Below are 18,090 nucleotides of genomic sequence, written 5' to 3'. Positions count from 1 at the left end.
TCAGTCCCCTTCCGGATTCTGGGGTTGGGGTGCGGGCGGCGTGGGCCGCGGGCCTTCCAACGGGGAGGGACCCTGCTCTTGCATGGGGGCCGGTGCGGGTGGGGGAGCCGCTTCCTCCGACCCTTCCCTTCCGCGATCGGGGGTGACGGTGTGGCGCCCGCCCTGGGCCGCGTGGTCGAGACCGGCATGGGCGGCGACGTTCCCTGCGGTACTCTCCAGCACGTCCTTGCCCATGGCAGCAACCTGCATGCCCATGCCGACGGTTCCCTTGGATGCCTTGAGCGCTCCCTTGGCGTTCGCCTTGAAACCGGCACCCTGTTGGAATTGGGACCCCATGAGCTTCTTGGCCCAGGAGGAGCCTCCACCGCCGCCGCCGCCCGCACCGCTCTCGTTCTCGGACTCCAGGGCCTGGGTGAAGCCGCTGCCCCCACCGGACGATCCCGCACCGCTCTGACCCGACGTCGGCTGGCCGAAGTAGCTGGAGACCGAGGAGCCGATCGAGCTGAGCATGCCCGAGGCGGCACTCGAGCCGGTGCCGACGGTGGTGAACGTCATGAACTTCGCCAGGGCCGGCCAGGCGAAGCAGGCCAGCAGGAAGATCAGCAGGCCGACAATGACGTTGCCGGTGCCGTCGCTGTACTCGATCGAGGAGAAGCCGATGCAGAAGCACAGGACGATCACAGGCTTCATGAGGATCAGCGAGATCAGCGCATTGCGGGCTTTGGGCCACCACTCGTTCGTCGCGTCAGCGATCTGCCCCGCCAGGGCGAGGGGCATCACGATGAGCAGGATCATGATTCCTGCCTGCCGGATTTGCATCTCGAGCCACAGGGCGGCGATCGCCAGGATGCACAGGATGCCGACGACGATGACGAAGCCGACGGCGGCGGGCACGAAACCGCTGCCGGTGACCAGCGCGCCGGCCCCGGCCGTTACCGTACCGCTGCCACCGATCAGGCCGGCGAACGCCCCCGTCAGCTGTGCCTTCATCGCGGCGCTGGCGTCCTTACCCGAGCCGTGCCCATCGTTGAAGGTGTAGTTGATCAGGGCCGTGCTGAAGGTGTCCGACCAGTTGAGGGCGACCTGGGTCGCCGTTACGTAGACGGCCAGGATCACCCCCCACTTGGCCAGGCCGGTGATCGCGGTGACCGCCGGGGCGGCCTGCTGCGACACGGCCAGTTTTCCGAACTGGATGAGCAGCAGGAACGCGGCCACCAGGGCGGATACCGCCGTCATGACGCCCATCATCGGGCCGATTCCGGTCTTCGACAGAGTGATGACGGAGGTCTTGTTGAAGATGTTGGCGAACTGTTTGACGAGCCATACGACGCCGTTCCCGACGGCGCCGGCGGCCTCCTGGAGCGCGTCCGACGCAGCCTCGGAGATCTTCCCCTCAGTCCACTGTTCGAGCAGCGACTTCTGATCGTCGAGGTCCGCGACCATGCACTTGTCGATGCTGCCATGTTCCCGCACGCAATTGGCCAGGAAGCGCTTGGTGCTTTGGTAGTGCGAATCCTCGGGGCTGACTCCCTCCTCCTTCAGGTACCTGGCAGCCTCGCGCTCGGCCGGGTCGTCGGCTTTCTTATTGCGGCAGGGCCCGCCGGGAACCTCACAGTCCTGAGGCCAGCGGCAGTTGTCTTCCCCGACAATGCAGTATTGGTTGTTTTCGGTGTTGACGCCGATGGTGCGGCCGGCCGCACGCTCTTTCAGTTCCTTGGGGATGGGGTCCCCTGGCATGGTCTCCGCGTAGGCGGGCGTGGCCAGCACCGCCAGCGCGACGAGGACGGCGCCCAGCAGGGCGCCCAGCCGGGCGAGTGTTCTAGACATTGGTGACCTCCCGCCAACCGTCCTCGAACGCGGCGAAGCTGTCCGGGTCATAGCTGCGCGGTTCTGGCAGCTTCCGCTCCCACTCCGGTGCCTGGGTGACCTTCCAGTCGCCGTCACGCCAGGTCACGATCAGGTAGTCCTGCTGGTCTTTGAGGGGGCCGCCGGATTCCTTGTCGGGGATGGTGGCGTAGCGGTCGAAGTTCATCCACACCCCGATGACGTTTCCCTGGGAGTCGAGGCTGCGGGCTTGGACAGCCTTGACCTGGGTGGTGAAGGTGATTTCGTTCGGAGGCCCCCCGGAGGGTGGCAGCCCCACTGATTCACGCAGCTTGCGGACGCTGGAGACCATGTCGCGCACCACCGGGTCCGAGGGGCTGACGGCGATGGTTCGCAACTGCCGCTCGGCGGCTTGGTCGTCGATGTAGCTCAGATCCGTCCAGTACGAGACTGCCGCCGAGGTGGCGCCGACCGCGGTGTGGGGGAAGTCGATGCCGATGCCGTTCTTCGCAGACCGCGGCTTCACTATCCGTGCGGAACGGGCGGTTGCAGGGGTGTACCTCTTCCCGCCGGGAGCCGGACCGTTCGCCTTGCTGCGCCCCGAGGAGGGCTTTGTCCGCGGGGCGGAGGAGGCGCTGTCCCCGGCGCTGTTGACGGCCAGGACACCGCCGCCGACCACGATGGCGGCGACTGCGACGCCCAGCGCGACCAGACGCAGCCAGGCACGCCGGGCCTTGGACCGGTAATCCATGAACGCTCAGCCCTGGCCCTGCGACAGCCTGAAGAAGGTCCACACCAGGCTGTAGGTCACTCCGATCCCCATGCCGGATATCAGGCTCCACACGACCGCCTGCTTCCCCCGGGCCGCGAGACCGCCGCGTTCGCTGTTGTGCCCGATCGCCACGCACGCCCAGCCGGAGAGGCCCCCCAGGACCGCCATGGCCAGGCCGACACCGGCCGTCCAGCTCAGAATCGTTCCGGTGGGGCCCGAGAGGGCCCCGGGCAGCTCCGGATTGAAGCCGGGGATCGGGTTCTTCGGCTTCTTTGCGGCGAGGAAGTTAAGCGTTTCCATCATCTGGCTCATGCGGGGACCTTTCCGGAAGCAACATGGGGGCTGGAGGACAAAGGGGCAGGCGCAAGGGCCGCCGGAAGCGGATCGCCCCACACCTGGTGGGCGGAGGCGAGAACTGCTCGTGCGAGGTCGTTGCCGGCCGCGAGAGTCTTCGGCCTGATGCGATGTGCGTCACTCATCCCGTATGTGCGGATGTGTGGATCGTACGGAATGGTGACCACGGCGTAGACATGGGAGCGGAGCATTGCTGCGGCGGCCCGGACGGGGGAGGGCAGGCGGCCCTCCGCGGTCTTGGCCAGGGCGATGACCATCCGCTGCAGTGGTAGCCCCTCTGCTACAGCTGCTTTCACTGCGAGTTGGAGGGCCAGTACGCCCGGCCCGGTGGCCGCCGTGCAGAGAACGGGAATGCAGAACGGCAGCGCGCACCAGGCGGCCGTCTGTCCGGCGTGCCCGGCGCACCGGGTCGCGATGACGTCGTGAGCCATGGCGTTGCCGGTGTCGGCGACGGCAACCTGCCAGCCGCCGGCTGCTGCGAGTTGGTGCCAGGCGGCAGGGTCATCAGGCAGCGGCAACGGGGGGCCGCTCCACTTCTGATGGTCCGTCAGTACGTGCCAGGAGCGGCCTGCCGGTGCCGGGCACCGCGCGGCAGCGTCCTGGATGCGCTGCCGGGAGGCGGGCTGGTCCGGAGGGATGGATGCCAGTCCCGTGCCGGGCTCTGCGGCCCAGTACGGCCACGGAGAGGCCGCTCGCGGAACGGTGTCCAGGACGACTGAGGGCGCGGCGGAGGCGGACACCGCAGCCAGCAGGCCGGCTGTGGTGGAACGGCCACTTCCGCCCGCATTGCCCAACACGGGTATGAGCAGACGAGCGTGCGCCGGGAGTGGCTTCGGAGCTGACGATCTCTTGGACAACTTACTCCCCCGGGGATTGCAGTCGCGCCCAACTCTATTAGGAGAACCCGCTGAAGTGGCATCAATAGCGGTGGCAGTGACGTCTGTCCACCATTCCATGGTTCCACCCGCTGGCTGGATAGTTCCAGGCGTTGAACTCCGACGGCAACATGGGGGATTTGTGTTGGTTAAGCAGTGTTTGCTGTAACGGGAGCAGTGACTGCTCTGTAACGAATCCCCCCGGGATAGCCACCCGAAACGGATGTGAGAATGTGGGCGGCTCGAACCCGTGGTCTTCGATGCTTCCTGGCGACGGAGTGCATCATGCGGTGCCCGGGGGACTGCCCAACCGCTCAAGGGGGGATGACCGGTTTGAGTTTCGTTCGCACTACGCAAAGTGTCGGCGCCGGAGTAGCCGCGTTCGTCCTTGCTCTGGCGTTCGGGGTCTTTCTCCTTGTGGGGACGGCTGAGGGCGGCGAAGGTGGGAGCGCGAGCAGCGGAGCTGAGTCGGGGTCAGGTTCTTTGAAGGTCGGGGAGGACGGCGTGCCGGCCCAATACGCGAGCCTCATCAAGAAAGCAGTCGCGGGTTGCAAGGCAGGTCTGCCGGCGGGTGTTCTGGCTGCCCAGCTGAAGCAGGAGTCAGGCTTCCAGGCCGACCCGGGGAAGAGCTCCGCCGGCGCGCTGGGCATAGCCCAGTTCATGCCGGACACCTGGTACGGCAAGAACGGCAGCAAGGGCGCCGGCGTGGACGGCAACAACGACGGCAAGAAGGACCCCCTCGACCCGGAGGACGCGATACCGGCGCAGGGCCAGATGATGTGCAAGCTGCTGACGACGGCGAAGAAGCACCCCGACTACGACGGCAGCCCCATCGAACTGGCCCTCGCGGGCTACAACGCCGGCTGGGGCCGGGTGCAGCAGTTCCGCGGGGTGCCCCCCAAGTCGTTCGCGAAGGGCGAGACCTACAACTACGTGAAGATCATCATGTCCAACGTCGCTTCGCTGACCGGCCCCGACGGTAAGTTGTCCACCTCCGGGTGGACCCGGCCCGTGGAAGGCGCGCTCGGAACCCCGTACGGCCAGGCCGGCGGCGCCTGGTCCAGCGGCCGGCACACCGGCGTCGACTTCACCGTCCCGACGGGGACACCCGTCAAGGCCGCCGGGCCCGGCACCGTGCAGACGGCCGGCCAGGGCGGCGCGTACGGCAACCAGGTCGTCATCAGGCACCAGGACGGCACGTACAGCCAGTACGCCCACCTCTCCAAGATCTCCGTCTCCGCCGGCAAGCACGTCAAGGGAGGGCAGAAGATCGGCCTCTCCGGCGACACGGGCAACACTTCCGGCCCGCACCTGCACTTCGAGATCCGCACCGGCCCGGAGTACGGGTCGGACATCAACCCCGTCCCCTTCCTGCGTGAGCGTGGGGTGAAGCTGTGACGGGAGAACCGCAGTTCGCCCCCTGGGGGATCGTTTCCGCGCAGTTCTGGGCCGACGACCAAGCCGCCACCTCAGCCGCCGGAGAGCTGCCGGGTAAGCAGCCTCACGCCTACCCCGTGCTCACCACCACAGGGGCGAACACGGGTGCTGAGACGGAACAGCCTCCGCCACCCCCGGAGGAGTACCGCGAGCGCGTCGCCGCCATCACCGCGACATTCACGCCACCGCACGACCCCCAGCGCCTGGCATGGGCCGCCATCCAGGCCGAACGTCTGGACCAGGAAGCCACCGCGACCTACGGCCCTGCACACACCCACACCATCAGCATCCGGGAACTACGCGGCTGGATCGCCCGGCTGCAGGGTGACCCACAAGCGGCAACCCACTGGGACCTGCACGTAATCCAGCTCCAAGGAACAGCGTGGGGCATGCACCACACGATCACCCGTGCCAGCGCCCAGCGTGCGGTACGGCACTGGACCGAAATCACCGACCCCGCCGCCCGGCTCGCCCTCAGCAAGCAACTCCTGGGCATGCTCATCGCAGTCACCGGCGAGAACAGCCGCCTCAGCCGGCACGTGCGAAAGCTGGTACGCAAGGCTCAGGACGCTGCCGCCCCATGAGCGCGCACCACGCACGCCTGACGCGGCAGCCGCCGACAGCTGTTACCGACCTGTGCCCCTTCGTCCTGGCTTCTGGCATTCCCTCTTGCAACACTCTTCACAGCTAGCCACATACGCCTCAACTACCCCTGTTGTGAGCACTGTTGGGCTGGCAGGAGTTTCGGGGCCGACGCATCAGCAAACGGCGAGAGCAACGCCGCTGAATACTCCGTCAAGGGAGAACAGCGCGCTCGCGCAAAGCAGCGACGTTCCGCGCGCCCCCTCCACCACCATGCACACCAGCAGGAGAAGGAACGACAATGACGTCCTTTCGGCACCTGACATGGGCAGACCTTGACCAGCTCACACGTGCAGAACTGACCCCACTGGTCGCCCAGGAAAGTGCCCACTGGGAGCGACTGACTGAGAAGGAGATGGACGAGCAGGACGCACTCGCCTACCTGGAGTTCCTGCAAATCGTGGCCGCAGTCTATGACGCCTGGGGCCTGGCCACCCACATGAGCAACCTCATCGACGGACACGACGACGGCTACATGAACGAAGCGCCGGGCCGCAGCCTGCTGGAACCTCAATGACAGACCACGAAGCGCGCAGAGGCGGCTACCGCGCTCCCGGGCGGTACGGTCAGTCAGCGGAGGACACGCCGACCGCGCCGGTGTGGCTGACTCCCTGAGGAGAAGCCCTGAACGTCCATGCTTCCTTTGCTGGTTGTGCTGCTACTGGTCGGCCTGTTGTACGCCGACGCGCTCAGTTACGCCGCCTACCGCCGCCCCGCGCTCCAGCCGTCGCTGACAGTCGCTCTGTCCGGGGCGGCGGTACTGGTCGCCCACCACGGCGACCGTCGCTCCCCGATGCCCCCGGGCGGGCCCAGGCGGCTGCCTTGCCTTCAGCAGCCGTGTCTCGGCCGAACGTGATCGTTTGGTTTCTGCTGGTCAGGCATGGTTTCGCCGGGGCGAGGGAGAGATGCGGCGTCTTGTGTCGGCTTGATGGCCGAGGGGCGCGCGGTGGCGTCGGTGTTGGCCTGGCCCGCAGGGCGGTCGTCCTGCGGAGGGTTGGGGGTCAGAAGAGCCAGATCAGGTCGGTTACACGGAACTCGCGGAGCCCGGGGTATCGGGTGTAGCTGATGAGCACGGGAAGCCTGGGCACGTCGATGTTGTAGCGGCCGTCGCCCATGGGGAGGCCGGGGAGAGGTTTGTCTGCGTCGGCGGCGGCGCCAGCCTCAAGGGCCCGGGCTTGGAGGAACCGCACAAGCTGGTCGTGGAGTTCGGTCTCTCCGCAGCGGCGCATGGCCTCTAAGACTGTGGCGGAGTCCTCATTGCAGTAGATCGTCCAGCCGGGACGGTCCGGGGTGCTCACCCGTGGTCTCCTACAAGATCGGGGAGTCGGGTGAGGTGACGTCCTGCATCAGTGTCAGCGAGCCGCTGTTCCCGGCCAGGCCGGCTGTCAGCGATCGCCTCGATCCACCACTTGTCCAGAGTGCTGGTGAGCTCGTCACCTTCGGCTTGTCCGATCTCGCGGTAGAAATCCATGCGCTTGGCGCCGGTCAGGGCACCAGCTACAGCGTCGATGGTGCGGGGGATCGGGTGGACGCGCGGGTCCGCGGGGTGTTCTGGCTGGGCGCTCACGGTGCCTCCCCTTGGGTGATGGACGCCTCTACGGTACTGCGCGGAGAGGAGGCACAGGAGTCGTATCGGGGACGAACGTGGTGGGGCTTCCTGGGCGGTTTGCAAGGCTACGCCCCCTCTTGACCTACGCGGGCCGTATGTCGGCGGGCGCCGCTACTGGCTGTGTGAGCAGCGGCAAAGGCCCTGGGGTTTCGGGGACTGCGTGCCTGCTCGTGTCCGCGTCGAACGAGCTGGACCACCCCTTAGAAGCTCGCGCAGATTGGTACCGCCAGTGACGTTGTCGGGGCTGGTCGTCCCAGCGGTGAGGGCAAAGACCAGTGGATCAGGCTACGGACGGTGATGATCGTGTCGGCGAGGTCGAAGAAGGCATCGTTGATCGTGGCGCGGCGTTCGTAGCAGCGGGCGAGCCGGTGGAAGGCGTTCTGCCAGGCGTTGGTGCGCTCGGCTTGCCATCGCCAGCTCGCCTGGACCTGCGCCTTCGCGCCCTTGTGCGCGATGCGGCCGTTCAGGTTGCGGGCGGCGAGTTCGGTCCGGGTATTGTCCGAGTCGTAGCCAGCGTCCAGGTGCACGGTGATGTCATCGGGGAGCGGTCCGAGGTCCGCCAGCCGGTCCAGGGTCGGGGCGAGTAGCGAGGAGGGGCCATCCCCGCACGCGGGGGGATGGCCCCGAGCTGTATCCGGGGTGCGCCGGGGTCCCGTTTGTGCTCCCCGCGTCCGCGGGGTTGGCCCTGTTGCCTCGCCTCACGGCGACTGGCCAATCTATGGGAGAGCAGGATGGCTCCGCGTTTCCCCAGGGTTCGATGCTGGGGGCGGCTCCGAGTACTTCTCGACGTGGTGGTGGTGCCGCGAACCTGACGGTCAGGCACTGCTCATCAGATTCCGCAGCGTCTCCAGCGTGGCCTCGTCTGCTTCCACACCGAGCGCGTCGTTGAGCGCGTCCAGTTCGGCCACGGCCCGTTGCAAGCTGTCCATGTCGCCCAGCGCGTGCAGTGCGGTGAACTGGTGGCGCCGCAGCTGCTCGGCCTCCGGCGCCGCCTCAAGGCCCTTGACCGCAGCCCACAGCGCTTCCCGGGCCCTGCCCTGGACCATGTACCGCTCGGCGAGGATTTCAGCAGCGTCGACGATCTCGGAGATCATGTCCTGGATCAGCGGCTCCGCCCACCCGTACCGGAAGGGCGGAACTCCCGCGAACGGACGTCCCCGGACCAGCTCCAGGGCCTGGCGCAGCGCCCTGGTGCCCTGCTCTCCGCTGGTGCGTTCCCCGTACGCGGCCAGTTCCTGGAACTGCTTCCAGTCCAGGCTCACTCCCTCAAGCGAGTACCGGGAGTCGGCGTCGGCGATGACGGGGAAGAAGTAGCTGCCGTCCGGGCGGGTGCCCAGCCAGCCCCGAGTGCGGCTGATCAGCTCGGTGACGGTGCGGCGCTGCACGCTGCGTCCCCGCCACAACGCCTCTTCGATCACGGGCCGCTCCACGCCGCGGTTGCAGGCGAGGAACGCGACCAGCTCCGTTGCCGCCCGTCGGCGTTTGGTCTCGACCTTGCCGCGGGCCCCCTCAATCTCCACGCTGCCCAGCACCCGTACCAGCACCGACGCCTCGTCATGGGACGACGTCGGTGCGGCCGGGGGCTGCGTCGTGGCCAGGTCGGGAGCGTCCTTGCTGTCGTCCGATCCGGAGGTCGGCGCTGGCTCGGAAGTCAGGGGAGTGGCGCCGGGCCGGGCGGTGGGCTCGTCAGCTGCCGCGCCTTCCTTGTCTCCTTCCGCAGGTTCGGCCAGGCCCAGGTCGGCCAGCTGCGCGATCACGTTCGGCTGCGGCGTGCCCGCCTGTCGGTTTTCGGGTGCGGGGGAGGGCTGGGGGCCTTCCTCGTCTCCTTCGTCTGCTTTTGTCCTGGGCTGTTCAATGTCGCCGGGCCGCGGCCGGGGCATCTCCCCTTCGGGGAAGACGGAGACATCCAGGCGGGGCAGCGGATCCGGCCTACCCTGCTCGCGGGCTGGCTCGTCCTGGTCCGCGTCGGCGGTGGCGAGCAGTTCCACGATGTCCTGGTAGTCCTCGTCGCCGATTACGTGAGGGACGCACGCCACCTCCGTTCCCGGTACGACGACCACCGCCCCGTCGACGGACGTGTGCAGGCTCCAGCCGGTGTCATCCTCCCCCGCGTCGGCGTGCTCCTCAGCGGTGATGATGACGGCCGTGGCCGTGCGCGGTTCCTGCCTCGCTACCTCTCCGACCGTGGCCGCTGCGGCAGGATCCGCTCCGGCATCGGCCAGCACGACGTGTGGGGTCCAGCCGCCGGCGCCCGCGGCGGTCAGCCGGGCTGCGCGCAGCGACTCCACACCCAGCACGGTCAGCGCCCGCTGCTGCTCGGCATGGTGAGCGCGGAGCGCACCGACGACGTCCTCGCTCAGTTCCTGGTGGGAGGTCAGCCGTTCGCACACACTGGCCAGGCCGGGAGCAAGGTCCTCGGAGAGCTGCACTTCGACTGCATCGGCAAGTGGCGTCAGCGCCAGCTCCACCGCCAGGCTCCGCGCGACCACGTGGCGAGCGGGCCCGGTCAGATGCAGCACACCGATGCTCTCCAAGTCGACCAGCACCAGCCGCTGGTCCTCGGCAGTGGCGCCCAGGGTGACCAGGCCCGGCAACGGGAGGTCCACCTCGTCCAGTTCGTCGGCGCTCAGCAGTTCCTTCGTGGTGACCGGGCACGTCCACCGCTCCAAGTTCCCGGCCGCCGCGAACGGCGCGCCCGGGGGCGCGCTCTCGCCCAGGTACAGGTCGATCGTGCGCCCCAACACCACGGCGCGCACGGTCGGGAAGGGGCGCTCTTCCTCAGCGAGGTGCGCGGCGGCGGTACGCAGCACCTGTGCCAGCAGCTGCAGGTCCACGAGTGGTTCGGCTGCCCGCAGGTCCGCCTCGGTCTGCGCCGCCTTGCCTTGCGGCATTGGGATGCGACGGCCGCGGCGTCGGCGCCGCTGCTGGAGCGCGCGGCGGACGAACAGCCCACCGATCACGCCGGCAGCTACAACGCCTCCGGTCACCATGAGAGTTGAGACTGCCGCTCCCGTGTCCGTGGTGTCAGGGGCATCAGCGGAAGCTTTCGAGGCATGCTCCCGGCTTGGGGACGGCTCGGGCGACAAATCCTTGTGTGGCGAGTCGGGGGTCTGTTCGCGGTCGGGAGCCGGGACCTGCTTGTCCGGTGTCTCGTGCTTCGTGTCCTGACCTTGATTCTCGCCCTTGTCCTGGTCCTGCTTCTGCGGCTTCTTCTCCGGAGGGGGCGGCGGGGTGTCCTGGCCGGGGGGCGTGGCCTGCTGGGAGGGGAGGGCGAGCTTGTCGCCGGGGTGAATCACGTTCGGGTCGGAAACCACATCGCGGTTGTCCTCCGCGATCTGCCGCCACTTGGTCGGATCTCCGAGCTGGCTGTCGGCAACGCCCCACAACGTGTCCCCGGACTCGACCGTGTACGTCTCGGGCTTCTCGCCCGCGGCCTCCCCCTTGCCCGCGGGGCTTCGACGTCTGCGCCTTCAGCGCCGGGGTGTCCGATGGCATCTTCAGCACCGTGCCCTCGGGCAGCTCCTCGCCCTGCTCCAGTCCGGGGTTGAGGGCCTGGATGTCTTTCCACCGTGAACCATCGCCCAGCCGCTCCTTGGCGATGCCCCACAGGGTGGGGTTGTCCGTCGTGACCCGGTGCACCGGCTCACTGTCCTCGCGCGCTGCTGTATCAGCCGCCTGCGACGACGAGTTATCCGGATGGCTGGCTCCGTCGGAGTGCGGCACAGCCGCAACGGCTGCTGCGGCCGGGGTGGCCGCGCTGGCAGCCACTGGGGAGGCTGCCAGCAGCGCCCCCACCAGGTAGGAGGCCAACCGCTGTGGAGTGGCCAGGCCCGGCAGGCGGGGGGCAACCCGGCGGGTGAGCAGCGCGCCGGTCTCCACCAGCAGCGGCAGGGCCAGCCACGCCCACAGCAGCCAACCCGCCACGGTCAGCACGCTGACGAGCAAGGAGCCGTCGTCCGGCTGCATCAGTACCGCGCCCCACTCGGCGGGTGACGTCCACCGCTGAGGGAGCTGCCCGAACTCCCATAGCGCGACTGGGATGCCCACCAAGAGGATCGCCATACCGGCCAGGGCAACCAGGGCCTTGACGAAGCGGAGCCCGCGGGAGGGACGGCGTGGTGCGAGGGCATGAGTGTCAGCCTCCGGGCCGGTGGATCAGCGTGGCGGTGCCGTCACCGTCGACACGGATCGATCCCGCGCCGATCAGTGAGGTGAAGACGGCATCGTAGGTCTCGGTCACGTGCACGGTCAGCGTCTGTCCGTCATCGCCCACCCGCACGCTGCCCGAGACGCCCTGAGCGTCGAGATAGGAGGTGGCCGCCTGGCGGGCGGCCTCCGGGTCGACCACGATGGCATCTCCCGGGATGGCCTGGCTGGCGTCGATCTCCTGCGCGCCGGCCCGGGCGGCTTCCTGGGCGACGTAGTCGGCATGGGACTTGGCATCCAACGCGCCCCCGCCATCGACCACCAGACCGATGATCAGGAAGCCGACCAGCGCCATCCCCGCATACAGCAGCTCCAGCCCGCCACGGTCCCCCATGCGGGAACGCAGCACCTTGAGGTAGCGGGAAGTCTCGTGGTGCATCAGCCGCTCCGGCCGCGGTAGCGGTCCACGACGCTGGTCATCGTCGCCTCCAAGTTCTTGGAGCCGGGCAGGCCAGGAAGGGCGACGTCGTCCAGTCGCGCGGCGCAGATGACGGTGGCCTCCACCGTGGAGGTCTGCCCCACCGGCGTATCCAGCCCCGCGGTGTCGATGCTCACCGAGAGGCTGGCGCAGCGCACCCCGGAGTCTTGCAGGCTCGTCAACGCCGCAGAGCGCGCCTTGGTCTCTGCCTCGGCGGGGGACCGCTCCAGGGATGCGGTGCGTGCCGCCGCGCGGGCGGCGGCCTCGGCCGCGCCTTTGGCGAGGACGATGCGTCCGCCGGCCACGGCCAGGCCCAGCAGCATGAACACCACCGGCACGCAGATCGCCGTACTCAACGCGGCACTGCCCCGGTCCCACGCCCGCCGGTTGCCCCGCCACCGCAGCCTGCGGAGTCGGGTGGCACGCGGCCATGGACGGGCCCTCATTCGGTCCACTCCTCGACCGGTGCCTGCACCCGTTGCTCGACGTGGAGCGGCACTCCCGGCACCAGGCTGGAGATTTCGCCGCGTACCGTGACGGCGATCTGCCCGCCGTGGGTCTCGACCGATACGGAGTGGGATTGCAGGCTGCCGCCCATCTTGGCGACGAACCGCTCGGCGGCCTCGGCCGCGTCTCCGCGCTGTGCGGTGTAGGAGCGTCCGGCATCGGCGCCCTGCTGGGCGGCGTGCTGGGCTACGGAGCGGCCGTGCAGCCACAGCCCGCCCTGGATCAGCAAGAACAGCAGCATCAGCGCGATGATGGCGGCGACGCTGACTTCGATGTTCCCCTGGTCCTGCCGCCACCAGCGACCGGTCAGCTGCCCTTGATGACGTTGATCTTTTCCAGGACCTTCGTGTTGATGGCGGCGTAGATCAGCGCGGCGACCGTGGCACCGGCGGCAGTGATGAACACCCATTCCATGACGCTGTATCCGGCATCCGACAGACGCCCCCGCACTGCCTGGATACGGGTCCGGGCAGCCTGACTGATCCGGTTCCACCACGTTGTCACAACGTCCTCCTCGTGCATTGTTCTTCGAAGTCAACATGCGGTCACACCTGCAGGATCCGGACGAAGGCCGGTCCGCCGACGAACAGCACCATCACGAAGGCCACAGCCAGAACCGGCAGCACCATCCGCTCGCTGGCCTGGTTCGCTTCCGCCTTGCGGGCGGACTGCAACGACGCCCACTGCAGAGGCGTACGGCTCGGTGTAGACGGTGTTGAGCATGCACACCGTCACCACCAGCAGCGTGAACAGCGACACCCACCGCGCGTTGCCCCGCACCTTGGCCCGGTCCGCGTCGACCGCCCGGAAGTCTTCGCCTGAGCCCCGGCGCTCTGCGCGGCCGCGCTCAGTGCCGCCGACAAGCCGGGTCCGCGCCCTTCAGCGTGCTCCATCAGCAGCAGCGCCACTTCATCTCCGGCCGTATCACCAAGGTCATCGGCCAGGAGCGCATACACCTCCCGTGGTGTCACGCCCTGTTGCAGACGTACCGCTGCGGCGGCGACCGGCTCGCGCAGAACCGTGGGTGCTCGGCCGACCGAGGCGGCGATCGTCTGCTCCAGCGAGGTGCCGGCGATGTGGATACTCGCAAGCTGGTGCAGCCACTGCGCCAGCGCGTCCAGCCGTGCGATGCGCCGCTGTGCCGAGCCGCCCGGGTGCAGCAGGAACGGCAGCCCCGCCAAGGCCCCGGCGGTCATCAGCCCGTGGATGGGCCACCCGGTCCACACCCACATACCCACCCCGGCCACCGCCGCGGCAACCAGCAGATAGCGGTAATTGTCCCGCCAGCGCGGCGGCAACTCATCCATCGCGCGCTGCCCGCGGTGCCGCAGCCCCCTGCCGCGCCAGTGCCGGGCTCCAGCCACGCCCTACGGCGATAGCGCCGCACACTCCCAGGACGACGAGGGCAGCGCCCAGGCCGGCCAGCATGCTCCAGGTGCTCATCGCAGCACCACCAGCTTCAGCTCGGGCCAGGTCCCGGCCGCGTACTTCTCCACCCAGCGCTTGTCGAACCTGCCCTCGCTCAGCAGCCGCAGCCAGCGCCGCTCGGTCAGCCCGTTCGCCCAACGTGCCCGCGGATCTTCCCCCTTGGGGGCGAAGACGGTGCCGGTGGCCACGCCGCTGCCCTCGCCGCGGCCGGTCACCTCCGTCACGTGCGAAACAAACCGGTGCAGCCGGCCAGGGTTGCCCTGCTGGTCGACCTTGTCGCGCTCATCGATGCCGTCCACGTACACCACCAGGTCGATGGCGCTGGCGATCAGCCGGTAAGCGGCGGTGTCACTCAGCCCCGCCCGGGTGACCGGCACCATCAGCCGCTCGATCACCTCATCCGGGCTCACCGCGTGGATCGTGCACATCGACCCGGCACCGCCGGAGACCATCGCCTCCAGCATGGGCACAGCTTCGGTGGAGCGGACCTCACCGACCATGAGCCGGTCGGCGCGGTAGCGCAGCGCCATCGGCACCATGTCCGCGATAGTGACCTCACCGATCAGGTTGCCGTTGCTGTCCCGCTCGCCGTTGGACTGCCGCGATTGGAAACTGAGCGCGTGGGGCCCGTCGGTGAACTGGTCCAGCCGCAGCTCCAGCACATCCTCCAGAGTGGCAACACGCTCCCGGGCCGGGATGAAGCGGGACAGTGCCCGCATCAGCGTCGTCTTCCCCCGGCCCATGTCACCGGCGACCAGGATGTTGAACCGTGCCTTGACCGCGGCAGCCAGGAAGTTGGCCAGGACCCCATCGAGCGTGCCCCAGTCCACCAGCTCCCGCAGGCTCGCCTTCTCCACCCGGTGCCGGCGCAGCGCCACCGTTGCGGCGTTCGGCGACAGCAGCGTCGCAGAACCGCGAGATCCGTCCGGCAGATCGAAGTCGACCATCGGCCGGGACGGCGACAGCTGCCCGGCCCGGTGCCCGGAGCGGGCACACATCTGGTTCACCCAGTCGATCTTCGCTTCCTCGTCCGTGAACGGGCTGGTGAACTCCTGACGCGGCCGGTCAGTGAAGTCGACCACCATCCGGCGGTCGATCACGACGTCCTCCACCCCCGGCCACTCCAGCACCTGCTGAATCGGCCCGGCCAGGAACAACGCATCCAGCACCGCCTTACGCAGGGCCTTCACCTGCTCCGGCGTCCACGGCTCACGCCCTGGCTGCGCCACATGCTCGGCCGCAGCCGCAGCAACCCGCTCATGCACCGCCGCCTGGGCGGCCTGCCGCTCATCCGCAGCGCTCAACGCAGAGCTTTTCGCGGCCTGGTGCTTCTTCTTGATGTCCTCCAGGTCATCGGAGACCTGCTCCCGCAGCCGCTGCACCACTTCCCAGGCCACCGGCAGCGCACCAGGCATCTCCCCCAGCGGCTTCGCAGCCTCAGCCACACCGGCGCCGCCCTCCCCGCCGCTCGGCCCGGCAGGGCGGGGAAGGGGAGCGACGGGCGGCTCGGGATGGCCGGCGCCCTGGGCGGCGAGCATCTCTCCCAGCCGCGTATGCCGCTGCGCAGGCGTATGGCCGTTGACCCGGGTCTCAGCCATGGGAGCGCACCCCCGCACCACGCTGCGCCGCCACCCGCTGGGCCACCGACGCCACCTGCGGCGACATCGCCTGCGCCGCGCCCATACGGATGTGCAGGCGACGGCGGTGCGCGTGCTCGCGCACCTGGTCACCGTAGGAACGGGCCGCCCGCATCAGCTTCGAGCGGATGAAGCCACGCGGCGGATGCCCCCCGGCCGTCACATAGTCGGCCTCACGCGGCTCGAACGGCAGCACCGCCCGCAGCGCAACCCCCAGCGCGTCGGCAACCTCCTGGGCCGGATAGGTGCCGTCCTCGATCACCAGCAGCCCCAAAGCCGCGTCATCCCCGGCGGTCAGCTCCTGTCGCAGCACCTGCACCGCAGGATGAGCCAGAGCCACGGACGCCTCGGTGGTGCGGACCACCAGCAGCACCACATCGGCCTGCTGAAGCACCTGGACAGGGTTGAGCTCCGCATGCAGGCGACCGCGGTCGACCACAAGCCGCCCGCAGTCGGCGAGCACATCGAAGCCGTGCTGCTGGTCGGACAGCTGCATCACGTTGATCAGCTCCGGCCACGTGTGGGCCAGGGACGGCGCCTGCGCAGGGCTGGTCAGCCCCGGCAAGACCACACGGCTGTCCGACCCGTCCAGCGGCCACAAATTCTCATCCACCGCAGGCGCAAGAGACTCACTCTCCCCCCGGGCCCAGTCCGCGCGGGGAAGACGGTGCAGTCCGATCCGCCCATCCAGCACCCGGCCCTCACCGGAAGGAGCATGACGCAGCAGACCATGCCGCAACGTTCCGCCACTCAAATCCAACTCGGCCAGCAGCACGGGGCGCGAGCTGGCCAAGGCCATAGCGGTGGCCGACGTCGTCACGCCGTCGCTCTTGGCGGACACCAGTGCAGTCAGCATCGCTCAGCTCCTCGGCTCACGCACGAGCGCCAGCTGCTTGGCGGCGGCCTTCGCCGCAACCCTGGCCCCTCCGACGGGTCCACGGCCACGTTGACCGTCATCGCCCCCGAAGCGTCCGGAGGGCCGACCGAGACAACCTGCGCCTCCACACTCTCGGGATCCTTGGCCGTCTCACCGGAGGAGACATCCTCGCCCTGCGCGGGAATCGTCACCGCCAGCACCCTGTCGCCGGGCTTCAACGCGTTCCGCGGCGCCTGGCCCCGCTTCACCTCCACCCCGACCAACTGCTGGTCATCTCCCAACCCACCGCCCGGGGTCAGCTGAGCATCAGACAGCAGGCTGCCCTTGCGCAGATCGACCGCCACCCGCTTGCCCACCACCGAAGCCCGCTGTGAGGAGTCGAGCGTGGCCACAGCCGGATCCTTGGCAATGGAGGCCACCTGCACATCCGATCCGGTCAGCCGCTCACCAGCCGGCACATCCTTGGACACCACCAGAACACTGACCCGGTCACCGGCGCGGGAGACAGCCACCACCACGACCAGCGCCCCGACCACAGCCAGCAGCACACACAGCGCCAGCCCCGACCACCGGATCGGCGTCTTCCGCCGGCCACCCGTACTCGGCGCCAACTCAGCCGGAGGCTGGCGAGGAGGGGAGGGAAGCTGCGTCGTCGAACTCACAGAAAACAACCTCTCGTGCTGCTCATGCGGTGCTAGTTGACGGCCTGCGACTCACGGAACGTCGCCTCGGCCTGGGCCGTACGGGTCTGGTCCAGCTCACCGGACTCATCGCTGCCCTCGACCTGCCAGTCCACGTCCCAGTACGCGGTCGCCGTCACCTTGTAGGTGCCGCGCCCATTGGTGGCGTTGTCCGGCAAGGAGCGGTAGCGGTAACCGCAGGCCGACTCCCGCATCCCGTACGACTTCTTGTACGGCTTCATCTGCCCGGCCGTGCAAGTCCGTGTGGCGCCGTCACCCAGCTTCCACACGACACGGGACACTTTGGCCTTCGCCGTCACGGTGACGCCGCCAGCCGAAGCAGTGGCGGATGTCGGGCCGAACGAGGACTTCGAACTCTCATCGACAGCCAGCCACACCGGCATGCCCACCAGCCCCTCGCCATCCGGCTTCGGACTCATCGTGTGGGACGCATGCCCGGCATGAGTCAGCCGCGCCGGCGGGTCTAGGGCGGTGACCACGATGACCTGTACCCGTATGCCCGCCCGGCCGCTCCTACCGCGAGTTGGTGGGCGGTCCGCTCGATGGGCTGTTGCTCAATGTCACCGGCCAGAGTGAGGCAGAGTTGGCCGACGGCGCGGGCCTGATAACCGAGATCGGCCGGTTCGGACCCGGCGGCCGAGCCCTCTACAGCCCCCGCCCCACCATTTCCTTAAGTGGGACTGGGAAGGCGACACCCCCTGAAAAATTCCACGCCTGACAGAACATTTCCTGAGACAAAATCAGGAACTTTTTCCCCGGCCGATTTCCAGACCCGACAGACCGATTCCCGGGCACGCAAGGTG

21 protein-coding genes and 1 pseudogene are annotated in these 18,090 nt (G+C 68.6%); 5 read left to right on the top strand and 17 right to left on the bottom strand.

The features are described 5' to 3' along the window. The 4 genes from ACQEU8_RS35770 to ACQEU8_RS35755 are packed head-to-tail and all read right to left on the bottom strand — an operon-like array spanning position 1 to position 3,468. The gene (locus tag ACQEU8_RS35770) at positions 1–1,878 is read right to left on the bottom strand and encodes a hypothetical protein (RefSeq protein WP_433109019.1); all 1,878 of its coding nucleotides are present in this window, start codon (positions 1,876–1,878) and stop codon (positions 1–3) included. After that, the gene (locus ACQEU8_RS35765; protein WP_433109017.1) at positions 1,820–2,575 is read right to left on the bottom strand and encodes a hypothetical protein; all 756 of its coding nucleotides are present in this window, start codon (positions 2,573–2,575) and stop codon (positions 1,820–1,822) included. The genes ACQEU8_RS35770 and ACQEU8_RS35765 overlap by 59 nt, the downstream gene beginning before the upstream one ends. Before the next feature lie 6 nt (positions 2,576–2,581). Further along, positions 2,582–2,908 (bottom strand): hypothetical protein, encoded by a 327-nt coding sequence (locus ACQEU8_RS35760; RefSeq protein ID WP_433109015.1) that lies wholly within the window; start codon positions 2,906–2,908, stop codon positions 2,582–2,584. Beyond that, positions 2,905–3,468 (bottom strand): hypothetical protein, encoded by a 564-nt coding sequence (locus ACQEU8_RS35755; RefSeq protein WP_433109013.1) that lies wholly within the window; start codon positions 3,466–3,468, stop codon positions 2,905–2,907. The genes ACQEU8_RS35760 and ACQEU8_RS35755 overlap by 4 nt, the downstream gene beginning before the upstream one ends. Before the next feature lie 861 nt (positions 3,469–4,329). Between ACQEU8_RS35755 and ACQEU8_RS35750 the strand changes: the two genes are divergently transcribed. The 4 genes from ACQEU8_RS35750 (at position 4,330) to ACQEU8_RS35735 (ending at position 6,760) form a co-directional block, all read left to right on the top strand. Then, on the top strand, positions 4,330–5,223 hold the full coding sequence (locus ACQEU8_RS35750) for a peptidoglycan DD-metalloendopeptidase family protein (protein ID WP_433109011.1): 894 nt from the start codon (positions 4,330–4,332) through the stop codon (positions 5,221–5,223). Then, positions 5,220–5,846 (top strand): hypothetical protein, encoded by a 627-nt coding sequence (locus ACQEU8_RS35745; RefSeq protein ID WP_433109009.1) that lies wholly within the window; start codon positions 5,220–5,222, stop codon positions 5,844–5,846. The genes ACQEU8_RS35750 and ACQEU8_RS35745 overlap by 4 nt, the downstream gene beginning before the upstream one ends. Positions 5,847–6,259: 413 nt before the next feature. Next, positions 6,260–6,421, top strand: a complete 162-nt coding sequence (locus ACQEU8_RS35740; protein ID WP_433109007.1) for a hypothetical protein — start codon at positions 6,260–6,262, stop codon at positions 6,419–6,421. 117 nt (positions 6,422–6,538) lie between these two features. Further along, positions 6,539–6,760, top strand: coding sequence for a hypothetical protein (locus ACQEU8_RS35735; RefSeq protein WP_433109005.1), 222 nt, complete (start codon positions 6,539–6,541; stop codon positions 6,758–6,760). A gap of 145 nt (positions 6,761–6,905) precedes the next feature. On the opposite strand, the gene ACQEU8_RS35730 is transcribed toward ACQEU8_RS35735, so the two are convergent. Continuing rightward, complete coding sequence (locus tag ACQEU8_RS35730) at positions 6,906–7,202, bottom strand: hypothetical protein (protein WP_433109003.1); 297 nt, start codon at positions 7,200–7,202, stop codon at positions 6,906–6,908. Positions 7,203–7,204: 2 nt separating this feature from the next. Between ACQEU8_RS35730 and ACQEU8_RS35725 the strand changes: the two genes are divergently transcribed. Continuing rightward, positions 7,205–7,594, top strand: coding sequence for a hypothetical protein (locus ACQEU8_RS35725; protein ID WP_433109001.1), 390 nt, complete (start codon positions 7,205–7,207; stop codon positions 7,592–7,594). Positions 7,595–7,745: 151 nt separating this feature from the next. On the opposite strand, the pseudogene ACQEU8_RS35720 reads toward ACQEU8_RS35725, so the two are convergent. The 12 genes and pseudogenes from ACQEU8_RS35720 to ACQEU8_RS35665 form a co-directional block, all read right to left on the bottom strand. Then, a pseudogene (locus ACQEU8_RS35720) lies at positions 7,746–8,211 on the bottom strand (IS5/IS1182 family transposase); the annotation flags it as partial. Positions 8,212–8,328: 117 nt separating this feature from the next. Continuing rightward, positions 8,329–10,899, bottom strand: coding sequence for a BTAD domain-containing putative transcriptional regulator (locus ACQEU8_RS35715; RefSeq protein WP_433108999.1), 2,571 nt, complete (start codon positions 10,897–10,899; stop codon positions 8,329–8,331). 749 nt (positions 10,900–11,648) lie between these two features. Further along, positions 11,649–12,098 (bottom strand): TadE/TadG family type IV pilus assembly protein, encoded by a 450-nt coding sequence (locus tag ACQEU8_RS35710; RefSeq protein ID WP_433095621.1) that lies wholly within the window; start codon positions 12,096–12,098, stop codon positions 11,649–11,651. Next, positions 12,098–12,583 (bottom strand): TadE/TadG family type IV pilus assembly protein, encoded by a 486-nt coding sequence (locus tag ACQEU8_RS35705; RefSeq protein ID WP_433095620.1) that lies wholly within the window; start codon positions 12,581–12,583, stop codon positions 12,098–12,100. The genes ACQEU8_RS35710 and ACQEU8_RS35705 overlap by 1 nt, the downstream gene beginning before the upstream one ends. Then, positions 12,580–12,918 (bottom strand): TadE/TadG family type IV pilus assembly protein, encoded by a 339-nt coding sequence (locus ACQEU8_RS35700; RefSeq protein WP_433102064.1) that lies wholly within the window; start codon positions 12,916–12,918, stop codon positions 12,580–12,582. The genes ACQEU8_RS35705 and ACQEU8_RS35700 overlap by 4 nt, the downstream gene beginning before the upstream one ends. Positions 12,919–12,950: 32 nt before the next feature. Then, positions 12,951–13,148, bottom strand: a complete 198-nt coding sequence (locus tag ACQEU8_RS35695; RefSeq protein ID WP_433095619.1) for a hypothetical protein — start codon at positions 13,146–13,148, stop codon at positions 12,951–12,953. A gap of 41 nt (positions 13,149–13,189) precedes the next feature. Then, a complete protein-coding gene (locus ACQEU8_RS35690) occupies positions 13,190–13,318 on the bottom strand; it encodes a hypothetical protein (protein WP_433108997.1) in 129 nt (42 codons plus the stop codon). A gap of 57 nt (positions 13,319–13,375) precedes the next feature. After that, positions 13,376–14,008 (bottom strand): type II secretion system F family protein, encoded by a 633-nt coding sequence (locus tag ACQEU8_RS35685; RefSeq protein WP_433108995.1) that lies wholly within the window; start codon positions 14,006–14,008, stop codon positions 13,376–13,378. Between the two features lie 75 nt (positions 14,009–14,083). Beyond that, positions 14,084–15,670 (bottom strand): CpaF family protein, encoded by a 1,587-nt coding sequence (locus ACQEU8_RS35680; RefSeq protein WP_433108993.1) that lies wholly within the window; start codon positions 15,668–15,670, stop codon positions 14,084–14,086. After that, on the bottom strand, positions 15,663–16,565 hold the full coding sequence (locus ACQEU8_RS35675; RefSeq protein ID WP_433108991.1) for a hypothetical protein: 903 nt from the start codon (positions 16,563–16,565) through the stop codon (positions 15,663–15,665). The genes ACQEU8_RS35680 and ACQEU8_RS35675 overlap by 8 nt, the downstream gene beginning before the upstream one ends. Continuing rightward, on the bottom strand, positions 16,559–17,197 hold the full coding sequence (locus tag ACQEU8_RS35670) for an SAF domain-containing protein (RefSeq protein WP_433108989.1): 639 nt from the start codon (positions 17,195–17,197) through the stop codon (positions 16,559–16,561). Before ACQEU8_RS35670 ends, ACQEU8_RS35675 begins: the two co-directional genes overlap by 7 nt. An 83-nt stretch (positions 17,198–17,280) precedes the next feature. Beyond that, complete coding sequence (locus ACQEU8_RS35665; RefSeq protein WP_433095611.1) at positions 17,281–17,706, bottom strand: ATP/GTP-binding protein; 426 nt, start codon at positions 17,704–17,706, stop codon at positions 17,281–17,283. Between the last annotated feature and the right edge of the window lie 384 nt (positions 17,707–18,090).

Origin of the sequence: Streptomyces sp. CA-250714 (assembly GCF_050936705.1) — a bacterium.
Lineage (GTDB): Bacteria > Actinomycetota > Actinomycetes > Streptomycetales > Streptomycetaceae > Streptomyces.
The sequence above is the reverse complement of the archived record's forward strand: the minus strand, read 5'-3'. Positions and strand labels throughout refer to the sequence as shown.